The 21,690-nt window shown below is 62.1% G+C and carries 22 protein-coding genes; 13 read left to right on the top strand and 9 right to left on the bottom strand.

Annotated features, from left to right (window positions below; genetic code table 11):
- Position 1 precedes the first annotated feature (1 nt).
- Positions 2 to 838, top strand: coding sequence for a helix-turn-helix transcriptional regulator (locus tag AC3WXD_RS12615; RefSeq protein ID WP_454732884.1), 837 nt, complete (start codon positions 2 to 4; stop codon positions 836 to 838).
- Positions 839 to 951: 113 nt separating this feature from the next.
- Here the strand turns inward: AC3WXD_RS12615 and AC3WXD_RS12610 are convergent, their stop codons facing one another.
- Both AC3WXD_RS12610 and AC3WXD_RS12605 read right to left on the bottom strand, forming a co-directional pair.
- Positions 952 to 3,156 carry an OsmC domain/YcaO domain-containing protein gene (locus tag AC3WXD_RS12610; RefSeq protein WP_492323833.1) on the bottom strand — a complete coding sequence of 735 codons (2,205 nt, stop codon included), beginning with the start codon at positions 3,154 to 3,156 and terminating at the stop codon, positions 952 to 954.
- 253 nt (positions 3,157 to 3,409) lie between these two features.
- Positions 3,410 to 3,544: a hypothetical protein gene (locus AC3WXD_RS12605; protein WP_269432177.1), complete on the bottom strand. Its 135-nt coding sequence runs from the start codon at positions 3,542 to 3,544 to the stop codon at positions 3,410 to 3,412.
- A gap of 278 nt (positions 3,545 to 3,822) precedes the next feature.
- On the opposite strand from AC3WXD_RS12605, the gene AC3WXD_RS12600 reads away from it, so the two are divergent.
- Entirely contained in the window at positions 3,823 to 4,317 is a 495-nt protein-coding gene (locus AC3WXD_RS12600; RefSeq protein WP_029043103.1) for a hypothetical protein, read from the top strand.
- Positions 4,318 to 4,328: 11 nt separating this feature from the next.
- Here the strand turns inward: AC3WXD_RS12600 and AC3WXD_RS12595 are convergent, their stop codons facing one another.
- Positions 4,329 to 5,231 (bottom strand): LysR family transcriptional regulator, encoded by a 903-nt coding sequence (locus AC3WXD_RS12595; protein WP_492323832.1) that lies wholly within the window; start codon positions 5,229 to 5,231, stop codon positions 4,329 to 4,331.
- Positions 5,232 to 5,392: 161 nt separating this feature from the next.
- On the opposite strand from AC3WXD_RS12595, the gene AC3WXD_RS12590 reads away from it, so the two are divergent.
- Genes AC3WXD_RS12590 through AC3WXD_RS12575 form a run of 4 tightly spaced genes read left to right on the top strand, consistent with a single transcriptional unit; the run spans position 5,393 to position 8,730 of the window.
- A complete protein-coding gene (locus AC3WXD_RS12590; RefSeq protein ID WP_059413640.1) occupies positions 5,393 to 6,139 on the top strand; it encodes an SDR family NAD(P)-dependent oxidoreductase in 747 nt (248 codons plus the stop codon).
- 31 nt (positions 6,140 to 6,170) lie between these two features.
- On the top strand, positions 6,171 to 7,274 hold the full coding sequence (locus AC3WXD_RS12585; protein ID WP_492323831.1) for an alkene reductase: 1,104 nt from the start codon (positions 6,171 to 6,173) through the stop codon (positions 7,272 to 7,274).
- 40 nt (positions 7,275 to 7,314) lie between these two features.
- Positions 7,315 to 8,061 carry an SDR family NAD(P)-dependent oxidoreductase gene (locus tag AC3WXD_RS12580; protein WP_059413638.1) on the top strand — a complete coding sequence of 249 codons (747 nt, stop codon included), beginning with the start codon at positions 7,315 to 7,317 and terminating at the stop codon, positions 8,059 to 8,061.
- 36 nt (positions 8,062 to 8,097) lie between these two features.
- Complete coding sequence (locus AC3WXD_RS12575) at positions 8,098 to 8,730, top strand: glutathione S-transferase family protein (RefSeq protein ID WP_492323830.1); 633 nt, start codon at positions 8,098 to 8,100, stop codon at positions 8,728 to 8,730.
- Positions 8,731 to 8,974: 244 nt separating this feature from the next.
- On the opposite strand, the gene AC3WXD_RS12570 is transcribed toward AC3WXD_RS12575, so the two are convergent.
- On the bottom strand, positions 8,975 to 9,403 hold the full coding sequence (locus AC3WXD_RS12570) for a hypothetical protein (protein WP_492323829.1): 429 nt from the start codon (positions 9,401 to 9,403) through the stop codon (positions 8,975 to 8,977).
- Positions 9,404 to 9,718: 315 nt separating this feature from the next.
- Here AC3WXD_RS12570 and AC3WXD_RS12565 point away from each other — a divergent pair, with 315 nt between their 5' ends.
- On the top strand, positions 9,719 to 10,117 hold the full coding sequence (locus AC3WXD_RS12565; protein ID WP_492323828.1) for a hypothetical protein: 399 nt from the start codon (positions 9,719 to 9,721) through the stop codon (positions 10,115 to 10,117).
- A gap of 296 nt (positions 10,118 to 10,413) precedes the next feature.
- Here the strand turns inward: AC3WXD_RS12565 and AC3WXD_RS12560 are convergent, their stop codons facing one another.
- Positions 10,414 to 10,737 (bottom strand): hypothetical protein, encoded by a 324-nt coding sequence (locus tag AC3WXD_RS12560; RefSeq protein ID WP_082079824.1) that lies wholly within the window; start codon positions 10,735 to 10,737, stop codon positions 10,414 to 10,416.
- A gap of 315 nt (positions 10,738 to 11,052) precedes the next feature.
- On the opposite strand from AC3WXD_RS12560, the gene AC3WXD_RS12555 reads away from it, so the two are divergent.
- Together AC3WXD_RS12555 and AC3WXD_RS12550 are read left to right on the top strand one after the other, a co-directional pair.
- Positions 11,053 to 11,556 (top strand): helix-turn-helix domain-containing protein, encoded by a 504-nt coding sequence (locus AC3WXD_RS12555; protein ID WP_492323827.1) that lies wholly within the window; start codon positions 11,053 to 11,055, stop codon positions 11,554 to 11,556.
- On the top strand, positions 11,553 to 12,257 hold the full coding sequence (locus AC3WXD_RS12550; protein ID WP_492323826.1) for a nucleotidyl transferase AbiEii/AbiGii toxin family protein: 705 nt from the start codon (positions 11,553 to 11,555) through the stop codon (positions 12,255 to 12,257). The genes AC3WXD_RS12555 and AC3WXD_RS12550 overlap by 4 nt, the downstream gene beginning before the upstream one ends.
- Before the next feature lie 123 nt (positions 12,258 to 12,380).
- On the opposite strand, the gene AC3WXD_RS12545 is transcribed toward AC3WXD_RS12550, so the two are convergent.
- The 3 genes from AC3WXD_RS12545 to AC3WXD_RS12535 form a co-directional block, all read right to left on the bottom strand.
- Positions 12,381 to 12,908 carry a hypothetical protein gene (locus AC3WXD_RS12545; RefSeq protein WP_155887903.1) on the bottom strand — a complete coding sequence of 176 codons (528 nt, stop codon included), beginning with the start codon at positions 12,906 to 12,908 and terminating at the stop codon, positions 12,381 to 12,383.
- A gap of 324 nt (positions 12,909 to 13,232) precedes the next feature.
- Entirely contained in the window at positions 13,233 to 15,329 is a 2,097-nt protein-coding gene (locus AC3WXD_RS12540; RefSeq protein ID WP_492323825.1) for a hypothetical protein, read from the bottom strand.
- A 315-nt stretch (positions 15,330 to 15,644) separates the two neighbouring features.
- Positions 15,645 to 15,986: a hypothetical protein gene (locus AC3WXD_RS12535; RefSeq protein ID WP_492323824.1), complete on the bottom strand. Its 342-nt coding sequence runs from the start codon at positions 15,984 to 15,986 to the stop codon at positions 15,645 to 15,647.
- Between the two features lie 542 nt (positions 15,987 to 16,528).
- Here AC3WXD_RS12535 and AC3WXD_RS12530 point away from each other — a divergent pair.
- Positions 16,529 to 16,810, top strand: coding sequence for a hypothetical protein (locus AC3WXD_RS12530; protein ID WP_020200626.1), 282 nt, complete (start codon positions 16,529 to 16,531; stop codon positions 16,808 to 16,810).
- Between the two features lie 34 nt (positions 16,811 to 16,844).
- Here the strand turns inward: AC3WXD_RS12530 and AC3WXD_RS12525 are convergent, their stop codons facing one another.
- Positions 16,845 to 17,045 (bottom strand): DUF3606 domain-containing protein, encoded by a 201-nt coding sequence (locus AC3WXD_RS12525; RefSeq protein ID WP_492323823.1) that lies wholly within the window; start codon positions 17,043 to 17,045, stop codon positions 16,845 to 16,847.
- A 278-nt stretch (positions 17,046 to 17,323) separates the two neighbouring features.
- Here AC3WXD_RS12525 and AC3WXD_RS12520 point away from each other — a divergent pair, with 278 nt between their 5' ends.
- From AC3WXD_RS12520 to AC3WXD_RS12510, 3 genes are all read left to right on the top strand, one after another.
- A complete protein-coding gene (locus AC3WXD_RS12520; RefSeq protein WP_492323822.1) occupies positions 17,324 to 18,532 on the top strand; it encodes a porin in 1,209 nt (402 codons plus the stop codon).
- Positions 18,533 to 18,707: 175 nt separating this feature from the next.
- Positions 18,708 to 19,895, top strand: coding sequence for an alpha/beta fold hydrolase (locus AC3WXD_RS12515; RefSeq protein ID WP_492323821.1), 1,188 nt, complete (start codon positions 18,708 to 18,710; stop codon positions 19,893 to 19,895).
- Positions 19,896 to 19,967: 72 nt separating this feature from the next.
- Positions 19,968 to 21,689, top strand: a complete 1,722-nt coding sequence (locus tag AC3WXD_RS12510; protein WP_492323820.1) for an AMP-binding protein — start codon at positions 19,968 to 19,970, stop codon at positions 21,687 to 21,689.
- The last annotated feature ends 1 nt before the right edge of the window (position 21,690 follow it).

Genomic DNA, 21,690 nt, shown 5'->3' with positions numbered 1-21,690 from the left:
CATGCACACCGACCCCATCCTGCTGCAGGAAATCGTGCGTCTGTATGAAACCGAGCCTGACCTGCTGACGTTGCCAGGCGTTCTGTTCGATGGGGTAATCAGGTTGACCGACGCCGACGTCGTCGCCTGGACGGAGATTCACCATCGAAGCGGAGAACTGCGCGCGCTGCTGTCGATCGAAGACGCCCCCGGCCGGCGCGAGCAGGCCTTCGCGGCCTACGCGCGCCATGCCGGCAGCCATCCTTTCTGGCAGAAAGACCCGGCCTTCTATGGCGAGCGGGCCATTCGCGAGTCGGACATCTTCAGCGACGATGAATTCATGGCGCTGCCGATGGCGCAGGAAGTGTTCCTGCCATCCGGCGCCCGCCGCATCATGGGCGTGCTGATCCAGCACGGCGAATACTCGCTGGATCTGAGCGCGCATCGCATCGTTGGCCGGTCGGCGTACAGCGATGCCGAGCGCGACCGGCTACAGACCTACCGCGCGCACGTGCTGCGCGTCTATCGCCAGGCACAGCAGCGCACGGTCGACAAGCTCTCCGCCGCGGACCGCCTTCACTTTGCCTTTCCCGGCCTGACGCAACGGCAGATCGAAGCGGCCGTATGGCTGGCCCAGGGCAAATCCAACGAAGCCATCGCCGCCGCAATGAACGTCGGCCTCGATACCGTCAAGGCGCACCTGAAGGCCATCTTCAGCAAGATCGGCACGGACAGCCGCCTTGCACTGGCCAGGCTGGTCCATACCGTGCCGCCGTTTTCGCAGATGCCGCCGTTGTGGAAGCTGCCGACGGAGTCGTGGAAAACGCAGACGGTGCCGGTTGTTGTGGATGCGAAGTAGGCGCGAGTCCTGCCGAACCTCGACGCGATGCTACCCGCTTGCTAGCCTCGCGCTTCCACCGGATATTGCATTTCCGTCGGCATCCGCGTGCTGCAGAACGGAGGGCCTTAGCCTTAACCGGCTGTAGCCGCCGCGGTTGCCCGTGCCGAGTGCAATTTTCTGTAGCTGTCAATCAGGCGGTGGTGTCTGTCGAGGCCCTCCAATTTCATACTGGTTGGCGTCAAACCAAAGAAACGCACGCTGCCGTCCACTGAACCCAGCACCGCGTCCATCCGCGCATCGCCATACATCCGACGGAAGTTGACCGCGTAGTCGTCCAGGTTCAGGTCGTCATCCAGCAGCACCTCCAGCACCACATTCAAGGCCTGGTAAAACAGTCCGCGCTCGACCGTGTTGTCGTTGTACTGCAAGAAGGCGCCCACCAGTTCGTGCGCCGCCTCAAACTGCTGCAAGGCGAGCTGAATGAGCAGCTTCAGCTCCAACACCGTCAACTGTCCCCAATCCGTATTCTCGTCAAATTCGATGCCGATCAGCGTGGCGATGTCGGCGTACTCATCGAGTTCGCTGTTGTCCAGACGCTCAAGCAGAGCCTCCAGGCTTGCGTCGTCCAGGCAATGCAGGTTCAGGATATCCGCGCGGAACGACAGTGCCTTGTTGGTGTTATCCCAGATCAAATCTTCTACAGGATAGACTTCCGAATAACCCGGCACCAGAATCCGGCAAGCAACGGCGCCAAGTTGGTCATACACCGCCATGTACACCTCTTTGCCCATGTCCTCAAGAATGCCGAGCAAGGTCGCTGCTTCCTCGGCATTGGCGTTCTCGCCCCGGGCGGAAAAATCCCACTCGACAAAATCGAAATTCGCCTTGGCGCTGAAAAAGCGCCACGACACCACGCCGCTGGAATCAATGAAGTGTTCAACAAAATTGTTTGGCTCAGTCACGGCGTTAGTGACAAAGGTGGGCTGCGGCAAATCGTTCAGGCCTTCAAAACTGCGACCCTGTAGCAATTCTGTCAGGCTCCGTTCCAGCGCCACTTCGAAGCTGGGATGCGCGCCGAACGAAGCAAAGACACCGCCGGTTCGCGGGTTCATCAAGGTGACGCACATCACCGGATAAATTCCGCCCAACGAAGCGTCCTTCACCAATATCGGAAAGCCTTGCTCTTCCAGCCCCTGAATGCCAGCCAGAATGCCAGGGTATTTCGCCAGCACCTCGCGGGGCACATCGGGCAGTGCCATTTCGCCTTCCAGAATTTCGCGCTTTACCGCCCGTTCGAAAATTTCCGACAAGCATTGCACCTGCGCTTCGGCCAGTGTATTACCGGCACTCATGCCATTGCTGGCGTAGAGGTTTTCGATCAGATTGGACGGGAAATACACCACATCGCCGTCCGACTGCCGTATATACGGCAGCGAACAGATACCGCGCTGCGAATTTCCCGAGTTGGTTTCGTACAGGTGCGAGCCGCGTAACTCGCCATCGGGATTGTAAATGGGCAGGCAGTATGCATCGAGAATTTCAGCCGGCAGCGCATCTTTAGGCCCAGGCTTGAACCAGCGCTCGTTCGGGTAATGTAAAAATGCGGCATTGGCGAAGTCTTCGCCCCAAAACGTACCTGCATAAAAATGATTGCAACTCAGGCGCTCGATAAATTCCCCCAGCGCCGATGCCAGCGCGCTTTCCTTGGTCGCTCCCTTGCCATTGGTAAAGCACATTGGCGAGTGCGCATCACGGATATGCAGCGACCAGACATTGGGAACGATATTACGCCATGAAGCGATTTCTATCTTCATCCCCAGGCCCGCCAGAATGCCTGACATATTGGCGATGGTCTGCTCCAATGGCAGATCCTTGCCCGCAATATAGGTGCGGGCGTCGGTTGCCGGCTTCAACGTCAGCAACGACTGGGCATCGGCATCCAGGTTCTCTACCTCTTCGATCACGAACTCGGGTCCGGTTTGCACCACTTTTTTTACCGTACAGCGATCGATGGAACGCAAGATGCCCTGGCGGTCCTTGGCGGAAATATCCGTCGGCAGCTCGACCTGAATCTTGAAAATCTGCTGATATCGGTTTTCCGGGTCGATAATATTATTCTGCGACAGGCGGATGTTTTCGGTCGAAATGTTGCGGGTTACGCAGTACAACTTAACAAAGTAAGCCGCGCACAAGGCCGACGAGGCCAGAAAATAATCGAACGGACCCGGTGCGGAGCCATCGCCCTTGTAGCGGATGGGCTGGTCGGCCACTACCGTGAAGTCATCGAACTTGGCTTCAAGACGTAGCTTGTCGAGAAAGTTGACCTTGATTTCCATGGGGGAATTCCAAAAAAAATGGTGCTAAAAATGATGCGACCGCTATTGTCCGGCTCCGTGCCGGAGCTGCCTTATTCGTCGTGGGGACGGAATGTGATGGTGATGCTGTCCGGCCCTTTGCCGTGACACCACCGCGCTCGGGTCCTCCGCGATGTCCTCGGTGACTGCGATGTTCGCCTTGCCGCCCGGCTCGAGTCTGGAACGACGTTCAAACCGCGATTGAAACACTTTTCGCCACAAGGCGAATGTCCCTTCAGGCCGATTCCTGCGCTGGAGCGCGCTTGTCCGCACGATAGCTGAAATGGTTGAAGGTGGCGGACGCGCGGTCGAGTACGACATTGACGCCGCCGCGCAGCGTGACCGCGGCGCAGCGTGACCAGCGTGACATTACGGACGGAGATCATGGGGGCCACTTCGGAGAGGATTGGCATCATAGCCGACCGGACGTGCGGGGCCGTCTCTTTTCCGAGCCGCTGCGCCCGCCGGCCGGTCGCGGTCCCTGGCAGGCAGGTCAGCGTCCGGCCGCCGTCATGACCTGGGATTGCCGCCACCGTGCGCGACCCGGGTGAACTTACAACGATCCCTTGGTCGGCAGACTTACAATTAGTTACTATCCCGTCTCCCATCACAAGACACCAACCCGACGCTGATCGTCGAGATCCCCCAATGAACCCTGCACGGCAATTCGTAGTTGCGTTGATCGCGTCATTGTTCGCTATCGGCATAGCCGAAAATAGCGCATATTCGGCGGAGCCGGCTTCGGATGCCAGCCCCGACGCGGAAGTGGATATCTCCAAAGACGGCGAAACCCCGGCGAACGATCTTCACGGCGACCTCGGCGAATTCTGCTTCTTCGCGCACCTCCCTCCCGCCAGCCAGAAATACAAGATCATCAAGAACATCAAGATCGGCAAGGGAACCTACGGCAGCGTGCAGGACATTCTGCCGAAAATGGCGGAGTACGCCCAATTGCGCGGAGCGGACGCAATCGTCCAGTACACCGGATCACAGCGGTTTGGCTTCTGGCCGTGGCGCATGGTCCGGCCGGTCGTTCGCGGCGTCGCGGTCCAATGGACTGATACGAAGCCTTCCAGTTGCGAATCCATTGGCGGCACAAAACTGAAGACGATACTTTCCTCGGGGCAGCCGCCCGCGCAGTAAGAGGGCGGCACTCACCGCCCGGCGCGCCCGGCGATCCTCGATCTCAGTTCGTCGAGCCGGGACAGGAACAGCCGCAGCGTAGGCGCGGTATTGCTCGGGCTATACCCGACGACGAGATCGATGGTCGGGATTTCACCGGTCAGCGGCCGGCTGACCACCGACCACGGCATCAGGTTCTCCACATAGGCGGGGATCAGCGTCACGCCCCGGGTCGATGCAATCAGCGACATCACCATGGCCGGATTGTCGACGCTCTGCGCGATCTCGACGTCTACGCCCGAACTGGCCAGATAGGCGTCGACGACCTGCCGCAGCACTCTCGCCTTGTCTCCCATCGCGATGAACGGCTCGTTCCGGAGATCCTCCGCGCGCAGCGCGTCGCGCGCGGTCAATGCATGGTCGCTCGGCATCAGCACGACCAGCGGTTCCCTGGCAACGACCTGGTATTCGAGGTCGTATCCGGGCTCGGCGCGCATGAAGGCGACGTCCAGCTTGCCGTGGGCCACCGCGGCGGCTAGCTCCGTGGAGTAGTCGCTCGACACGCTCACCTCGATATTCGGCAGCTCCGCGCGCAGCAAGTGCATGGCGTCCGTCAGCCATGTCATCTCCTGGCCGGTCAGAAAGCCGAGTGCGAAGCGCGGCTTGGCGGGTTGTGCCGCGCGGCGGGCCGCTTCCACCGCGGCGTCGACCTGCGCCATGGCCAGCCGCGCATGGTCGATGAAGGCCCGGCCTGCGTCCGTCAGCGTCACGCCGTGCGCGCTGCGGCGCAGTAGTTCCACGCCGACCTGTTCCTCCAGATTGCGGATCTGCCGGCTTAGCGAGGGCTGTGACGTATGAAGCCGATTGGCCGCGGCCTCGGTCAGGCTGCCCGCTTCCGCCACCGCGATGAAATATCGAAGATGTCTCAGTTCCATCCGTGTGCCATCCGCCTCATGCCTGACAGGCATGCCTACAGGCTTACAAAGTCTTTTTCGCGGGTGCTGAAAGCCCCTAGATTGGCTCCTGTAGCGACCGTGTTCCGCTATCCGCGCAACGCCAACCCATGCGTGGCAGCGATACTTTACAGGAGTTTCCCATGAGCAATCCCGTCGTTCTCATCACTGGCGCACTGACCGGCATCGGCCGCGCCACCGCCGTCGCATTCGCCCGCACCGGCGCGAAGCTCGTCGTCTCGGGCCGCCGGCCCGCCGAAGGCGCCGCGCTCGAAGCCGAGCTGCGCGAGCTCGGCGCTGATGCCTTCTTCGTGCAGGCCGACGTGCGCCACGACCAGGACGTCCGCCATCTCGTCGATCAGGCCGTGACGCGCTTCGGCCGGCTGGATGTCGCCGTCAACAATGCCGGCACCGAGGGCAGGCCAGGTCCGGTGACCGAGCAGACCGCCGACAGCTATGCGGCCACGTTCGACACCAATGTGCTGGGCACATTGCTCAGCCTCAAGCACGAGCTTCGCGTCATGACGGCGCAGCGTTCCGGTGTCGTGATCAACATCTCGTCCACCTACGGCCACGAAGGCGCGGCCTATGCCTCGGTCTACGCGGGCAGCAAGCATGCGGTGGAAGGCATCACGAAGTCGGCGGCGCTCGAAGTCGCCGGCACCGGGGTGCGCGTCAACGCGGTAGCGCCGGGACCCACCGAAACCGGCATGCTCGACCGCTTCACGGGGACGCCGGAGAACAAGGCCGCGCTGGCCGGCGGCGTACCGCTGGCCCGCCTCGGCAAGCCCGAGGACATCGCGGCGGCCGTGATCTATCTCGCGTCCGCGGGCGCGGCGTTTGTCACGGGCCAGATCCTCACCGTCGACGGCGGCAAGACCGCCGGTTGATACGCGCCACCTCATTCTGGAAAGAACCATCATGTCCAACACCAACACACTGTTCAGCTCGCTGGAGCTGGGCGAGATCCGGCTGGATCATCGCGTCGTCATGGCGCCGCTGACCCGGCTGCGTGCCGACCGGGACGGCGACGTGCCCAATGCCCTGATGCGCGACTACTACGCGCAGCGCGCGTCGGCGGGCGGCCTGATCATCGGCGAAGCCACCACGGTCTCGGCCACGGGCCGGGGCTACCTCGGGGCGCCCGGGCTGTACACCGATGCCCAGATGGCAGCCTGGAAGCCGATCGTGGCCGCCGTGCATGCGCGCGGCGCGCGTATCGTCGCGCAACTGTGGCATGTCGGCCGGACCTCGCACGCGAGCCTGACCGGCGGCGCGGCGCCGGTCACGGCCTCGGTCGTGCCCTACGAGGGCGTCGCCTTCACGGCGGACGGGTGGACGCCGGTCTCGCCGGCGCGGGCGCTCGAAACCACGGAGATTCCCGCTGTCGTCGACGACTATGCCAGCGCCGCCAGACGTGCCCTGCAGGCCGGGTTCGATGGCGTGGAGATCCACGCCGCCAATGGCTATCTGCTCGACCAGTTCCTGCAGGACGGCAGCAACCGGCGTACCGATCGCTACGGTGGCCCGATCGAAAACCGCGCGCGCCTGCTGATCGAGGTGGTGGATGCCGTCCGCACGATCTGGGGCGCGGGACGTGTCGGCGTGCGGCTGTCGCCGAGCAGCGGGTTCAACGGCATGTCCAACAGCGATTCCGAGTCGGATTTCCGCTATGTGGCGCAGGCGCTGTCGGGCCGGCAACTGGCCTACCTGCACGTCGTGGAACCGCGCGTGGTGGGCTCGGAAGAGATCGCCGCCGGCCTGCATGCCGTTGCGGCGCGTGACCTGCGCGCGCACTTCGGCGGACCGGTGATCGCCGCGGGCGGGTTCGACGGCACGGAGGCGCAGGCCGAAATCACGCGCGGCCATGTCGACGCGGTGGCCTTCGGGCGGCACTTCATCGCCAATCCGGACCTGCCGTCGCGCCTGCGCACGGGCTTGCCGCTGAATCCCTACGATCGCGCCACCTTCTACGGCGGCGACGCGCGGGGCTACACCGATTACCCGGTCTGGAAAGCGGCATGAAAGCGGCATGAAATCGGCACAAACGAGGGAACCATCGATCATGAACACATTGACTGGTAAGACCGCGCTCGTGACGGGCGCATCGCGGGGCATCGGCCGCGCCAGCGCGCTCGCGCTGGCCAGGGCTGGCGCGCAGGTGCTGGTTCACTACGGAAAGGCGGCGCGCGACGCGGATGCGGTCGTGGCCGAGATCCGCGCACTCGGCGGCAAGGCCGAGAAGATCGCCGCCGATCTGCGCGCTCCCGATGGTCCCCACGCGCTGGCAAAGCAGGCGCGCGCCATCATCGGCGGCCGGCTCGACGTCCTCGTGGCCAATGCCGGCATCTCGCGCGCGGCGACCATCGAGGACACCACGGTGGAAGACTTCGACGACCTGTTCGCCGTGAACGTAAGGGCGCCGTTCTTCCTCGTCCAGCAATTGCTGCCGGTCATGTGCAAGGGCAGCAGCGTGGTGCTGCTGTCGTCGCTCGCGGCGCATGCCGCCGTGGGCACACTGCCGGCGTACTCGGCAACCAAGGGCGCCATCGACACGCTCGTCAGGCACTTCGCCTCCGCACTTGGCGAGCGCGGCATCCGCGTCAACGCCGTGGCGCCCGGCGTGGTGCCGACCGAGATGTCCAGCTTCGCCAGGAGCGAGGAGGGCAGGGCCTTCACGCTTGGCATGCAGGCACTCAAGCGCATGGCCGAACCCGACGACATCGGCGCGGCGGTCGAGTTTCTCGCCTCCGACCGGGCGCGATGGATTACCGGCGAGACGCTGCGCGTCGACGGCGGCTCGAAACTCTGAAACTTTGAAATTCCGAAACGCCAAGTGGAGAAAACAATGAAGCTTTATCATGCCAACGGCTCGCCAAACTCGCGCCGTGTCAGGATGCTGATTGCGGAAAAGGGGCTGGAAGTGGAACGCGTGCCGGTCGATCTCGGCACGCGGGAGCAGCTCTCGGAAGCCTATCGCGCGATCAATCCGCGCGGCGTCGTGCCGACCCTGGTGCTCGACGACGGCACGGTCATCGGCGAAGCATCAACGATCATGCGCTATCTCGACGATGCCCACGCGCCGCCATCGCTGTATGGCAAGACCGCGGCAGACAAGGCCGTGGTCGCGATGTGGGAACGGCGCATGGAGATCGAGGGGTTCGCCGCAGTGATGGAAGGCGTTCGCAATGCCGTCGCGGGACTCAAGGGGCGCGCCATTTCGGGGCCGCACGGGTACGACCAGATCCCGGCGCTGGTCGAGCGGAGCAAGCAGCGGGTCGCGAATTTCTACGACGATCTGGAGACGCAGCTGGGCCGTGCCGCGTTCATTGCGGGGGACAGCTTTTCCGCGGCGGACATCACCGGACTCGCTGCCGTTGACTTCGCGACGAAGGCGTTCGCGATGCCGATTCCCGAGACGCACGTCGCGGTGAAGCGGTGGCATGAGGTTGTTTCCGCACGACCTAGCGCCGCAGCGTAGGGGGGGCGGTACGAGCGTGGGGCTGTGTTGCTGAGAGGCATTGGCTGGCGGCATGGGATATGCGGGATGCCGCGGCCGTTGCCGACCCTGAGCGGTCTCTCGACAGACTCAAAAGCAGTCAGCCATCTGTGCACGATTCGAGCAGCGATCGCGCGCGGATTTCCTTCGTAGGAACAGTCATCACTCACGCGACTGTGCGCGAACCCCGTGATGCCTGTCCCTGTCTCGGATTGTCCGCCTGCTGTCAGGCTATTTCGCTGGCAGCTTCGCCAGCCAGCGCGACTTCCGTCTCGTTGGTCACCGTACTTTTCGCTATCGCATTGTCGACTTCGGAAACCATGTCGCCCAGACCGATGGCGACCGTGATATTCGGTGTCCAGTTCTTGCGGTCGGTGCTGACCTCGGCAAACGTGGTCACCGTTGCGGTGTAGCCCTGCGCTCTGAGGTCGTCGGCTAGCCGTTGCGCGCGCGGTTCTAGCGCTGCTTGCGGATTGTCTTCATTGATGTCAAGTACCAGTCTGGTCTCGAATTCTTCCTTGCCCTTCTGGATTGCCGTTTGCATTGCCTTGAGTTGCTTGTTCGCGAGCGCGACGAGCTTGCTGTACCTGGATTCTTCCTGGCTGGCGCGCAGGGCCTTGGCGGCGTTGATGATTTCGGTGCGGTCCACGAACATGATTGCCTTTCGAGGTGGGGAGAGAAAGCACGGGCGCCGCACGAGCTTGACTTCAGGAGTCAACCTATCCGGGATGCGGCGAGTACTGTACAAATATACAGTACTCGCCGGCTAACCGGCAAGAGGTAAGCGAAAGTCCCTCGTAGCAGAAGGTATGGCGAATCGCGCTACCGTTGACGCGTCGATCCCGACTCCTGCAAGAAATGGCGATTTGACTGGTCCGTGGCCACACGGCGGGCAATCAGAGGGGCGCGGACAGAGCCTGTTCGACAGCCGTGCGAAAATCCGCATATGTATTCCCATGTCAGTCGACTGATGAAGACACCCCATATCTTCCTCGCCGCATTGCTGGTCGCCATCGTTTCCATGGCCGGATGCTCGGATCGCGACTCGTCCTCTCAGAAGAATGCGGAAAACATGCCGGCTACCGCCAGCGCACCGCGCACTGATGAATGGCTCGGCAAGTGGACCGGACCGGAAGGCACGTTCCTTGAGCTGGCCGGTGGCCATGGTAAGTACGATGTCACCGTGCAGAATCTCGATGGTCTGCGCAAGTTCGAGGGCAGGTATGCCGATGGCGGAATCGAATTCGACCGCGACGGGACCAGGGAGGTCATTCGCGCCACCGACGGCGCCGAGACCGGAATGAAATGGCTCGCCGACAAGAAGAACTGTTTGACGGTCCGGACGGGCGAAGGCTACTGCAGGGACTGAGCACGCGAAGCATGACCGCTTCCAACCGCAGCCGGGTACTGAGCCTGTACGTTTAGGGTGATGGGCGGTCGCTTCAATCGTAAATGTCACGAACACGGTCGCAGTCGGAGTTCCGTCGCTGAGCCATATCGGCGCCACAACGTTTACGCGAAGTCGCTCGCCAATGTTCGCAGATGGCCGGTAAGTGCCCGATTGCCCAGGGCGGCTGGTGAACCCAGCGGCGACGGGCTGTGGTCGACCCTTGGCGGACCGTCGCCGCAGGAAGCCTAAAGGACGAACGAGAGAAGGACTCGGCGCTACTTTTTGTCGGACCACCCAGTTGCAACGCCATTATGGCCAATGACAACGAAACCACGGAAATCCCGGTCGGCTATGTGGATCTCGCCTTCACCCCAGTGAGCGGCAGTAAATTTAATAGCCTCATCTCTGGCAATATAGCCGCCAAGCTTTCGATGTACTTCGATGAGAACAAAGTCTGCTGGGATAAATCTCTCTAGTAGATGCAGTAGTTCTGGTTCGCGAAGACCATCAGGAGCGATGATATGAATCCATTCTCTTGATGCCGCGTCCACAGATGGAAAATGCTGACGCATAAGTTCGTGAACGCGTCGTGGATTCATGAAGCCCCCCCAGGGTAGGCGCGTAGATCTCAGGACCAAGCTTACATTTTAGACTGCTTCTACATAGGAAAATCGATTGAGGCGCTGTAAAACCAAGTGGACAGCAAACCGTCGATGACCGCTCCTGGCCGTTGGCGGTCATATCGGTTAGGGGGCATGGCGGCCTCATCGGGGCAATCATCAAGCCCGCTTTCGCTTTGGTTGGCTGAAATGATATGCGGCTACGTCCCAGACGGCGCAGGGTATATCCTGTGGCCCAGAAAGCATAGGCCAAGCCAATTTTGTCGTCTATACTTGACAAAATTGGAGGACAAGATGAACGCAGCAACGCTAGGTACTGCCGTCCAGAGCAAGCGGATCGCTTTGGGCCTCACGCAGCAACAATTGGCGGAGATGGCTAATGTATCGCGTCAGTCACTCAATGGGATAGAGCAGGGTCACGTCAATGCCACACTCGATACCCTGGGGCGACTGCTGGATGTGCTTGGTTTGTCGCTGGAGGTGGGCGATCCGGAATCCAAACGGCGAGCCGAGGGAAGGCCAACCAGGGCGCTGTGGATGGCCGCGAAAGGGGCCAGTGTCAGCTATGTCGGAGAACTGACGCCCGAGGAACTTGAGCAGGCGTTGGTCACTGGCCAGGTGCCGCCGGCCTTCCGTCCGCATCTCGCCCAGGTCCTCGACGAAGCCCCGCTCCAGCTAGTCACCAAGGTCGTGGCGGAAGTCGCCACCAGGCAGCAGCGCAAACCATCTGAGATCTGGAAGAACTTGCGCAAGTTGGCGCAGGCGTTGACGGCCACGCGCGGAGGTCTGTGGGCATGAAGGTGAAACTGAGAGGCGACACCTGGGAAAGCCTGTTTCCGCATGCCTTTACCTTGATGGACGAGGTGCGTAAGTATGGTGGGATCGAGCCGTTCTGGACATTTGGCGGTGGCACCGTTCTGATGCTTCGCTATGACCATCGGCTGTCCCGCGATATCGATCTGTTTGTGCCAGACCCGCAATATATTGGCTATGTGACGCCCCGTCTAAGCGATGTGGCGGAAGCGATTTCGGCCGACTATCTGGAGCAAGCAAACTTTGTCAAGCTGGTCCTCGATGCGGGCGAGATCGATATCGTCGCCGCTCAGAACCTCACCGAAAACCCCTTCGAGGTCTGGGAAATCATGGGACAGCCTGTCAAGGTCGAAACCGCGGCGGAAATCGTGGCCAAGAAGCTCTACCATCGGGGCGACCGTGCGACGGCGCGGGACTTGTTCGATCTGGCTATGGTGATCGAGCGGGAGCCACAAGCGTTGAGTGCCGCCGCGCAGTATCTGAGTCGGCATGCACGGGCTTTTGTCGAGCAAGTAAGGGCTGGCGTGCCGATCATGCGGGAGCAGTTCAACAGCATCCGGCGGCTAGGGTTTCAATTGAGTTTTGATTCGTGTGTGGAACTGGCAGGTGATTTTCTGTTGGGGCTTGGCGGGGACGAGTTAGGTGGATCCAATGGAGGAGGGGGCTTTGATTCACCTAGCCACTAACGGGTGTCTTGTGCCAAAGGCTCACCTGATACGAACGGCTGCCGCGGTCTTTCAATAGTGCCAAGAGCGACTATCCATCCACGGCATTGCCCCAGCACACCCGGAAGATGGCGAACATCAATGTCAACTGCGGTGAATCTGAACGTTGAAGTTGCCCTGCTGGACGCTTTCATTTTCTGACGAAATCGAGACTGCGACTGTTGGCTCGTCGACGGAGGCGACGTCAACAATATGATTTAGACAGAGCGCGGCCCAATGCCTGTATGGGCCGGGGTAGTCCGCACAGGCCCAAGAAGCCTGCTTGAGATAGTCCAGGTAGGTGGACGACGTATATTCGACAAAGAGATGACCAATGCGGATAGAAGTCTCCGGCTCTGGTAGCGCGAAGCTTTCGTTGAGCACAGAATATCCAACATAGCTCGTCCACGTAATTTCGAAGATACGGCAACCCGCACAATGCTCAATGGTCTTCGCGTTGCCGAGATGCTCCTTCAGGGGCTTCAACGGTTCGGCGTCCAGAAGTGAGGGTGGGATCGGACCATTTCCCCTAGCCTCGAGGATTCGCATCGTCAATTGATTCTCGGTCGGTTCGAACAACCTGTCGAGATAGAGGTACTTGCAGTCTGCAAAGATATCGGTTAAGTGTGTCATGACTGGTGCTTTTCAGTTGGCGTCTTGTGAGGAGCAATTACCGTCAATTCTCGATCAAGGTCACTGCTCGTGGGTTCCGAGAGTCTTGGCTTCCCAATCGAGCAGAAATTCAGCGGGATGCCGCGGCCGTTATCGACCCTGAACTGCCCTTCGAACCAAAACCATCTCAACGACCGCTTTCAAGCTCGAACAGCCACAGGAAATTCCGCGGCGAACGGCAGACGATCGGCCAAACCGGTCCTCAAAAACTTGGACAACAAAGGCCGCTTTACACAGTCTTCCGGACAGACTCAGCTTCGTTCCCGGCCTCGGCCAATGCCGACGTTAAGAAGGCTGACCGGCGCTGCGCATCTTCTGCTGGTGAAAGTGTTCAAGAAGTACATTTAAGGTCGAGTACGTCATGGGGATGGATAGCCTCTTCCTCACCTCGGTCAGCGATTGCACGCTCTCCAATAGAATGTCGAGTTGGGCCACGCTCGCGGAGCCGGCATTGAGCGGATGCGCGTTGATGTGTTGGCCTGCCGCCTCAAGCAGGCGTGTCTCCTTCTGAAACAAGCGTAGATGCGTGTTGAATTCCTCGACTTGCTTTTTTTTCGTATAGCCAGAATCGCAGGTGAATTGGGCCGACAACAAAGCGTTATAAACGTTCCTAAGCATCCACCGATCCTGGAGCGCGCCGTGGTCCAACAGGGTCACCGTGAGGCGCGTGATGTGCCGGTCTCGAAGCTCGAGACTCGTCCCGTCGCAGAAATGTATCGCGCCCACACTTCGCAAAATACGCTCATGCCTGAGAGCCTGAGCTTGAGAAGCAAACAAGCCACCTGCAAAATCAAGTAGCGCATCGCCCTGCATGCCAGTCATGGCGCCCCGCGTTAGCGCCTTCGCTTTGCACTCGACAAGGATGATATTTTCCTCATCCTCGAAAACGAGATCGCACTCGCCGGCACCTTGTTCACCCAGATTGTAGATCGCGCTCTCGAAGCTCGGTTGAAAGTCGTGCTTGGCGAATATGTATTTCGTTAGTCGCTCTGCCGCATCGCCTCTCAGACGGGCGATTTCCTGATCGGTCTTGTTGGTTCTCCAAGCTGCGAATGTGGCTTCGAACAGGGCTGGGCCCAGTACCGAGGCCGCCGGCAGAACAACGCTGTTTCCCTTGAGCAGAATGAGCGGCTTGAAGATTACGTCAGGACCCGCGGCCCCGAAGGGGGAGCGATAGTGCTTGTTGGCCTCTCCCTCTTTGTGCGCAAAGAACGGCAACATGGATTTAAAGATCCCCAGGTCGAAGCCGGTTTCAACCAACCTGGAGATCGGTACGACCTGAGTGCCAGGTGCGGCGTGCGCTTTAAGAACCTGGGCCAGCTCTATTGCATCCGCAACGTTCCAGCCGAGCCGCTGCTTCATATCGCCATCGAAGCTTTCACCGAAAAAAATGGCGAGAAACTGAGGCGTGAAGCTGAGGTGCCACTGACGAAGAGAGAAGCAGTGGTCGTAGTGAGCGACCTCTCGCAGTCCATCCTCCAAGGTTTCGGCGTTCAATCCTAAGAAAGCAAATTGTGAGTAGGGTTCGAGATCGAGCATCGCCACGAGATCGCGCGCTAGGCAGACGGCCTTGTCCCAGAAGGACCTGGCATTGCGTTCGTTGGATCCCAGGGCCGGCAGCTTGACGGCAATGTTATAGAGCAGACCGATCGGCAATCCCGGGGGCCGATAGCCAAGGCCGCCGGCATATTTCCTGCCGAATAGAATTTGCTCGTAGGCGTAGTCTTGGGTCTCTAGGGCCACCCGCATGATATTCGAGAGCGCGTTGAGAGAGCCTACGCGCTGGAGCCATTTCCAAATTTGGCCGACGATATTTTCGATACCCTCAGGGCTGATCTGGTATCGGCCTGAGCGGATTGAAAAGGCGTAGCCGAACCGTTTGATCCGAGTCGCTGCGTCCGCAACCGCCTTGGTGCGAGCGTTGGAAAAAGGAAATCGCTTCAGGACCGTGAAGGCGCGGCCTATGAGCATGGCTTCCAGCCAAGCCGACTCATTGTCGAGTGCTTTCACGAAGGCAGTGACTTGCGGGGAAGGAGATGCGCCTGGTTGAACGGGCCCAGATGGAATCCTCGTTCCGTCGGGCTGAGCAATTCCGGGCAGGCAAGCCGCAATGTTGTTGAGCGCCTCGGCGATCGGTTCGCTCACGTTATCCAGCACATTGGCCAAAAAGAAATGATTGGCTAGAGAACGCACGGTGCCAACTGTTTGGTCAGTATTCTCCAAGACGATCAATAAATCGAAGAGTCGGTCCGTTGCGTGCTGCAGGCTCTGATAGGCTTCCAAAGCCTTATTCGCAGCAGTTTCATCTTTCATCGGCACGGCTGTGGCGGAATTCAGATAAATCGCTCTTAGCTTTTGCACCTGATCGTCCAGGTCCTGCATCCGGGTCTCCTTAAGGCGAAATGTTTGATGAAGAGCAATGCCGTGAATTTAAACGCGCATCGCACGCTGGCTATAGCGGGGCATATTCAACCAGCTACTCAACAAATTGGCTCTCCCAGCGGCATAATATATAGTAGTCGTCCTGTCACGATCAGAAAATTTGATTGATTCGGCCGAAGAGGTGAGCTGTGCACTCACCCTGGGATGACCGCTATTTGAGGGGAACGGTCGTCCGAACGTCTACAGCGAGCTTTCGGATAATGACCGTAGATGGCCGATATCAGCCATCCTCACCAAACAAATATCCCCCATCCCTCACCCCCGCCTAACCCCCACCACCTTCCCATCCTTAACATCCAACGTCCGCCGCTGCGGGTTGTAGTCCATCGTTCCAGGCATATGCTGGCCTTCCCGATTACCGAAGCGCCACGCGCAGCCTTGGAGCAGGGCGATGGCATCAGCTTCGGTCTTGCCAATCAGGGCGTCGTCGCCGAGCTTGTCGGCTTGGCAGCCTTCGGGGGTGCCGCGGGCACCTTGTGGGCCGGGATTGGGGATTGGGGTCATGGGGGATTGGGTGGCGCAGCCTGCGAGGAGGGTGGCGAGTGCGATGGCGCCGGCGGCGGTGTGTCGGGTCCAGGGGTGTGGTTGCTTGGGCATGTGTGTCCTTGCCGCGTGGTTCGAGCCTCTAAATTAGCAGGCCGGCACTGGAGGAGGTATGGGCGACCCTCGGTATGTTGTAAGCGGCCAACTGGATGGCGGTGTACCTCCCACGTAGTGCATGATGTTGTCGCTGGCGGATCGGAATCAAAAGTTTACACATCCGTTCCCTGGCGCGGCTTCCAGCCTAGTGCGGCCAAAGGTATACTTCGTGGGTCGCTGAAACAACGGCGACGGGGTTTGACAGCCCGAACACAGGCGGATGGCCGCCGATTTCCTGGCGGCTTTTTTTCGTCCGTTATGCCTTCGCACGCCCCTACGGGCGGGCCTGGGTGGGGGAGCCTTCGGGCTCGCCGGTCCTGTGTCGGTCTGTCAACCCTGCCTTGCGCCCGCCCACCTCGATTGACAGCGGGGTGCGGGATTGAAGTCCCGTTCACAGGAGGCACTCATGCCGAAGTCTTCATTCGCCCATTCCGGGCACTCATCTCTCTTCATCGTCCGTATCTCCGCCCACCCGCCCATCCCCCAAGCGGAGGCCGCCCATGCCTAAGCACACCCGCCAGGGCATCACCGTCGAGCACACAGGCGCCGACATGTTCGTGACCGCCCACATGCCGTGCGAGACGCCGCTGAGCGTGGCTGCCGAGAAGGCGGCGCAGTTGCATGCGCTGTTGTCGGTGGCAAGCGATTACGCCGCGTCGGGCGGGAACAATCCGGCGGCGGAGCTGCACGGGCGGCTGTTGTCGCTGGCGGCCGGGCTGGCGCAGGAGACGCTGGTGCTGAGCGAGATGGTCGCGCCGGACGCGCGGCAGGCGCTGCCTTGACCGGCCGCTGAGCCGTACCGCGGGCGGCCGGGGCTTACCCGTGCCGCCTGTCGGGATACAGCGCTTCGAGCCGGGCGCGCACGGCGGAGATGTGGTCGCCCACGCTGGCCACGGCTTCCTGCAGTTCGGCGGGCGAGCAGTTGAGCTCCGCGCACCAGTATTGCAGTTCCACGCTGTCCATGGTGTTCACGCGGCCGGGGTCCAGGGGCCTGAAGTGCTTCGGGTCGTGGGGCATGCGGTTCTCCGGGCGGTTGCGGGCCTCGCCGGAGGCGCCGTCGCGCTTTGCATTGTAGCCGCCCGCGCGCGGCGGATATCGCCGAAGTGCTTCCCTGATGTGCACTGGCCACCGCGCGTGGCGCTCTCTTCGCTCGTACCCGGGAAAACCATAAATTGAGTCACTATCAAAATTAATCTACATTAATTGCCATGATGGCAATATGAGGGGTGGGATGTAGCGGTAGAGGTAGATGGCGGCGGTGTAGACAAAACATAAATCAAAGGAGGAGACCAGACATGAAGTGCAGACAGTACGGGCGGCATGGGCAGTACGGGCGGTATGGGCGATACGGACGGATCGCGTTGGCTTGCCTGCTCGCCGGTTCGGGCGCGGCGTGGGCGCAGTCGGGGGTGACGCTGTATGGCGTGGCGGACATGAACCTGGAGTTCGTCAATCACGCGGGCGTGGTGCCGACGGCGGCCAACGGCTTCAATCCGGGGGCGTCTAACAATGTCTACCGGCTGAGTTCCGGCGGCTTGTCCGGCTCGCGCTGGGGCTTGCGCGGCGTGGAGGATCTGGGTGGCGGGCTGAAATCGCTGTTCGTGCTGGAGACGGGGTTCAACCTGGATACGGGCACCACGCAGCAGAGCGGCCGGTTGTTCGGCCGCCAGGCCTATGTGGGCTTGCAGAGCGCGCGGTATGGGCAGATCACGCTGGGGCGGCAGTACACCTCGCTGTTCGACAACATCGCCAACTTCGTGCCGGCATACTTTGCGACGCAGTACGAGCCGATCGTGATGCTCACGGGCGCGAACTTCCGCGAGGACAACGTGGTGAAGTACACGGGCACGTTCGGCCCGCTCACGGCGGTGGCGCACTGGTCGTTCGGCACCGGGCTGGCGTTGCCGCAGGTGGCGGCCGCGGGCACGGCGATCGGCGGCAATGGCGAGGTGCCGGGGCAGTTCCGGCGCGACAGCGCTTATGGCGTGGCGGCAGCGTATTCCGCCGGGCCGTTGAGCATGACGCTGGGCTATGACCAGTTCAACCCGACCATCGGCGCGGGCAGCGGCACGGTCAAGAAGGCGGTGGCGGCGGCAAGCTATGCGTTCGGGCAGGCGCGGATCATGGGCGGCTACCGCTGGGGGCAGAACCGGGACCAGAACGGCACGCTGACCGGGCGCGACGATTTCTACTGGGTGGGCGCCATCTACCAGGTCACGCCGGCTTTCGGGCTGACCGTGGAGTACGACTACGACAATCTCAAGAACCTGTACGGCAGCAGCCAGGTGGCCAATCCGTGGCAGGTCTCGCTGATCGCGGACTACAACCTGTCCAAGCGCACCGATGTCTACGTGACCACGGCCTATGCGCGCAATGCCGGGCTGATGCTGGATTCCGCGTCGATCGGGTTCGCCAACAGCCTGTCGCTGGGCAACAGCTATGCGCTGGCCAACGGCAGGAACGCGATGCTGGGCGTTGCGCTGGGCATCCGCCACAAGTTCTGAGGCATGCGGTTCGCCGGCCAGTGGCGCGTTATTAATTGACAGTATATCAAATTAAGTCTAGATTATTGAGATGATGGCATTTAAACGAGAAGAAACGAAAGGGGACGTCGTGACGGACAACGGCAAGGCGCAGGTGACTGCGGGCATGCGGGGCGCGTCGTGGGACGCAAGGCTGATGACGCGCCCTTATCAGATGGTGCCTTACGCGCTGGGCACCGCGGACGGCCAGCGCACGCTGGGCTTCCTGTTCACGGTGACGGGCGCGGAGAAGACCGTGGTCTGCCTGATGCATCCGCGCGAGATGGCGATCACGCATTACCTCGTGCCGTTCATCCTGGACGCCGGCTGCGCGTGCTGGGTGCAGGGGCCGCGCTCCATCGGCAACGACCTGCGGCTGGAGCACGAGATTGCGCTGTTCGACGTGACGGCGGGCATGTCGCACCTGCGCGAGCTGGGCTACGCGCGCATCGTCCTGCTCGGCAACTCGGGCGGCGCCGGGCTCTACACCTTCTACAACCAGCAGGCGCTGACGCCGCGCGAGCTGCGCATCGCCCGCACGCCGGGCGGCCGCCCGACCAACCTGGGCGAGCTGCACATGCCGGAGGCCGACGGCATCATCCTGGTGTCGCCGCACCCGGGGCAGGGCAAGCTGCTGATGAGCGGGCTCGACCCGTCGGTTGTCGACGAGGACGATCCCATGCGGACGGACCCGTCGCTCGATCCGTTCTCCGCGGCCAACGGCTTCGATGCCGCCAGCGGGCGCGGGCAGTATGCGCCGGCGTTCGTGCAGCGCTACCGGCAGGCGCAGGCCGAGCGCGTGGCGCGCATCGACGCGCGCGCGCGGCAGATGCTGCGCGCCAAGCACGAGGCGCGGCAGCGCCTCAAGGCGGGCAGCGGCGCGGACGAAGACCGCCGCCTCGCCGCGCACGCGCCGGTGTTCGAGGTCTGGCGCACCGATGCGGACCTGCGCTCGTGGGACATCTCGCTCGATCCGTCCGACCGCAAGACCGGCTCGCTGTGGGGCAAGGACCCGTTCGTCTCCAACTGGGGCAGCGTGGGTTTTGCGCGCGTGGTGACGCCGGAGTCGTGGCTGTCGACGTGGTCCGGGCTGGCGTCCAACGCGGCGCTGGACAAGACGCTCGGCGCGGTCCACCAGCCCACGTTGCTGCTGGAATACACGGGCGACCAGTGCACCTTCCCGGCGGACATCGAGGCGATTTACCGGCAGATCCCCAGCGGGCACAAGCGCCACATCCGCGTGCGCGGCAACCACCACGGCATGGCGCTGGGCCGCGACGAGGAACCGGGCCAGCAGATCGCGGGCCGGCACATCGTGGCGTGGTTGCGCGAAACGATGGTGTAGGCGCAACAATGCGGACAACGCGGCGCGCCCTCGCCGGCGGCCCGTGAAAAAAACAGACGAGGTAGACAAAACATGCAGCAGATTTCAACCGTGCGCCCCGCCGAGCCCCTGGCGGGCGTGAGATACCCGGACGAGCAGCGCCTGCGGCGCTACGTCGCCGAGGGCGTGCTGACGCAGGAGACGCTCACCGGCGGCTTCCAGGCGTCGTTCCGGCAGTATGCCGGCCGCGTGGCGCTGGCCGGCCCGGAGGGCGACATCACCTATGGCGAGCTGGACGAGCGCACCGACCGCCTCGGCGCGGCGCTGCTGGCGCTGGGCATGAAGCCGCTGGACCGCGCGGTGTTCCAGTGCGGCAACTGCAACGAGCTGCTGCTGGCTTTCTTCGGCTGCCTCAAGGCGGGCATCATCCCGCTGTGCTCGCTGCAGGCGTTCCGCAAGCTGGAGATCGGCTACCTGGGCAACCTGTGCGCGGCGCGCCTGCACTTCGTGCAGGGCGACGACCCGAAGTTCGACGACGTGGCTTTTGCCGAGGAGATGCAGGCCGAAGTGCCGAGCCTGGCCTACATCCTCCAGGCGCGCGGCGAGCGCCGCGGGCGCGCCGTGCTGCTGGCGGACCTGATCGACGGCATGCCGCTGGAACGCGCCCGCGCCATGCTGGCGGACGTCACGCATGACCCGTTCCAGGCCGCCGTGTTCCAGCTCTCGGGCGGCACCACCGGCGTGCCCAAGATCATCCCGCGCTTTCACAACGAGTATCTCTACAACATGCGGGCCGTGGTCGCCTGCAACGGCTACACGGCGCAGGACGTGCTGTTCTTCCCCACGCCGTACATGCACAACCTGAACATGGGCTGCTTCTTCGGGCCGTTCCTGCTGATTGGCGCCACCGTCACCGTGACGCCCGACATCGGCGAAGAAAGCCTGCAGGCGCTGGTGCGCAACTACCAGCCGACGTGGTTCGGCGTGGCCGGCCCGATCCTCACGCGCATTGCGCCAGAGCTGGCCCGCGCGGACGCGGCGGGCCGCGCGCGCCGGAATTTCGTCGCGCCGAAGAATGCCGCTGGCCTGACGCGGCTGACCGGCTCGCCGGCGCACCACATCTTCGGCATGACCGAGGGCGTGATCATGTTCGCGCGCCGCGACGATCCGCAGGAGATCCGCGATACCTCCGTCGGCAGCCCGGTTTGCGCCCACGACGAGGTCAAGATCGTCCACCCCGGCACCGAGGACCCGGTGGCCGACGGCGAGGTGGGCGAGGCGCTGTTCCGCGGCCCATACACCATCCGCGGCTATTACAAGTCGGAGCAGGAGGACGTCACGCGCTTTACCGCGGACGGGTTCTACCGCTCGGGCGACCTGATGTCGTCGCGCGTGGTCGAGGGCAAGCGCTATTACTTCTTCTGCGGACGCATCAAGGACGTGGTGGACCGCGGCGGCGAGAAGATCAACGCCGAGGAGCTGGAGAACGTCATCAACCTGCACCCGCTGGTGCTGGCCTGCGCCGTGGTGGGCATGCCCGACCGCGTGTACGGCGAGCGCGTCTGCGCCTTCGTCATCCCCAAGCCGCCGGCCACCGACCTCACGCTGGCGCAGCTCACGGCGTACCTGCAGGAGGCCGGACTGGCCAAGTTCAAGTGGCCGGAGCGGCTGGAAGTCGTCCGCGAGTTTCCGCTCACGGCCTCGGGCAAGTTGAGCAAGGCGCTGCTGCGCGAGCGGATCGTCGGAATGCTGGTGGCCGAGGCGGCCAGCGGCACCACAAGCACCACCATCAGCACCACAACCGAAGGGAAGTGAC

The sequence above is a fragment of the Cupriavidus sp. FW216-B1 genome, assembly GCF_058789195.1.
The sequence above is the reverse complement of the archived record's forward strand: the minus strand, read 5'-3'. Positions and strand labels throughout refer to the sequence as shown.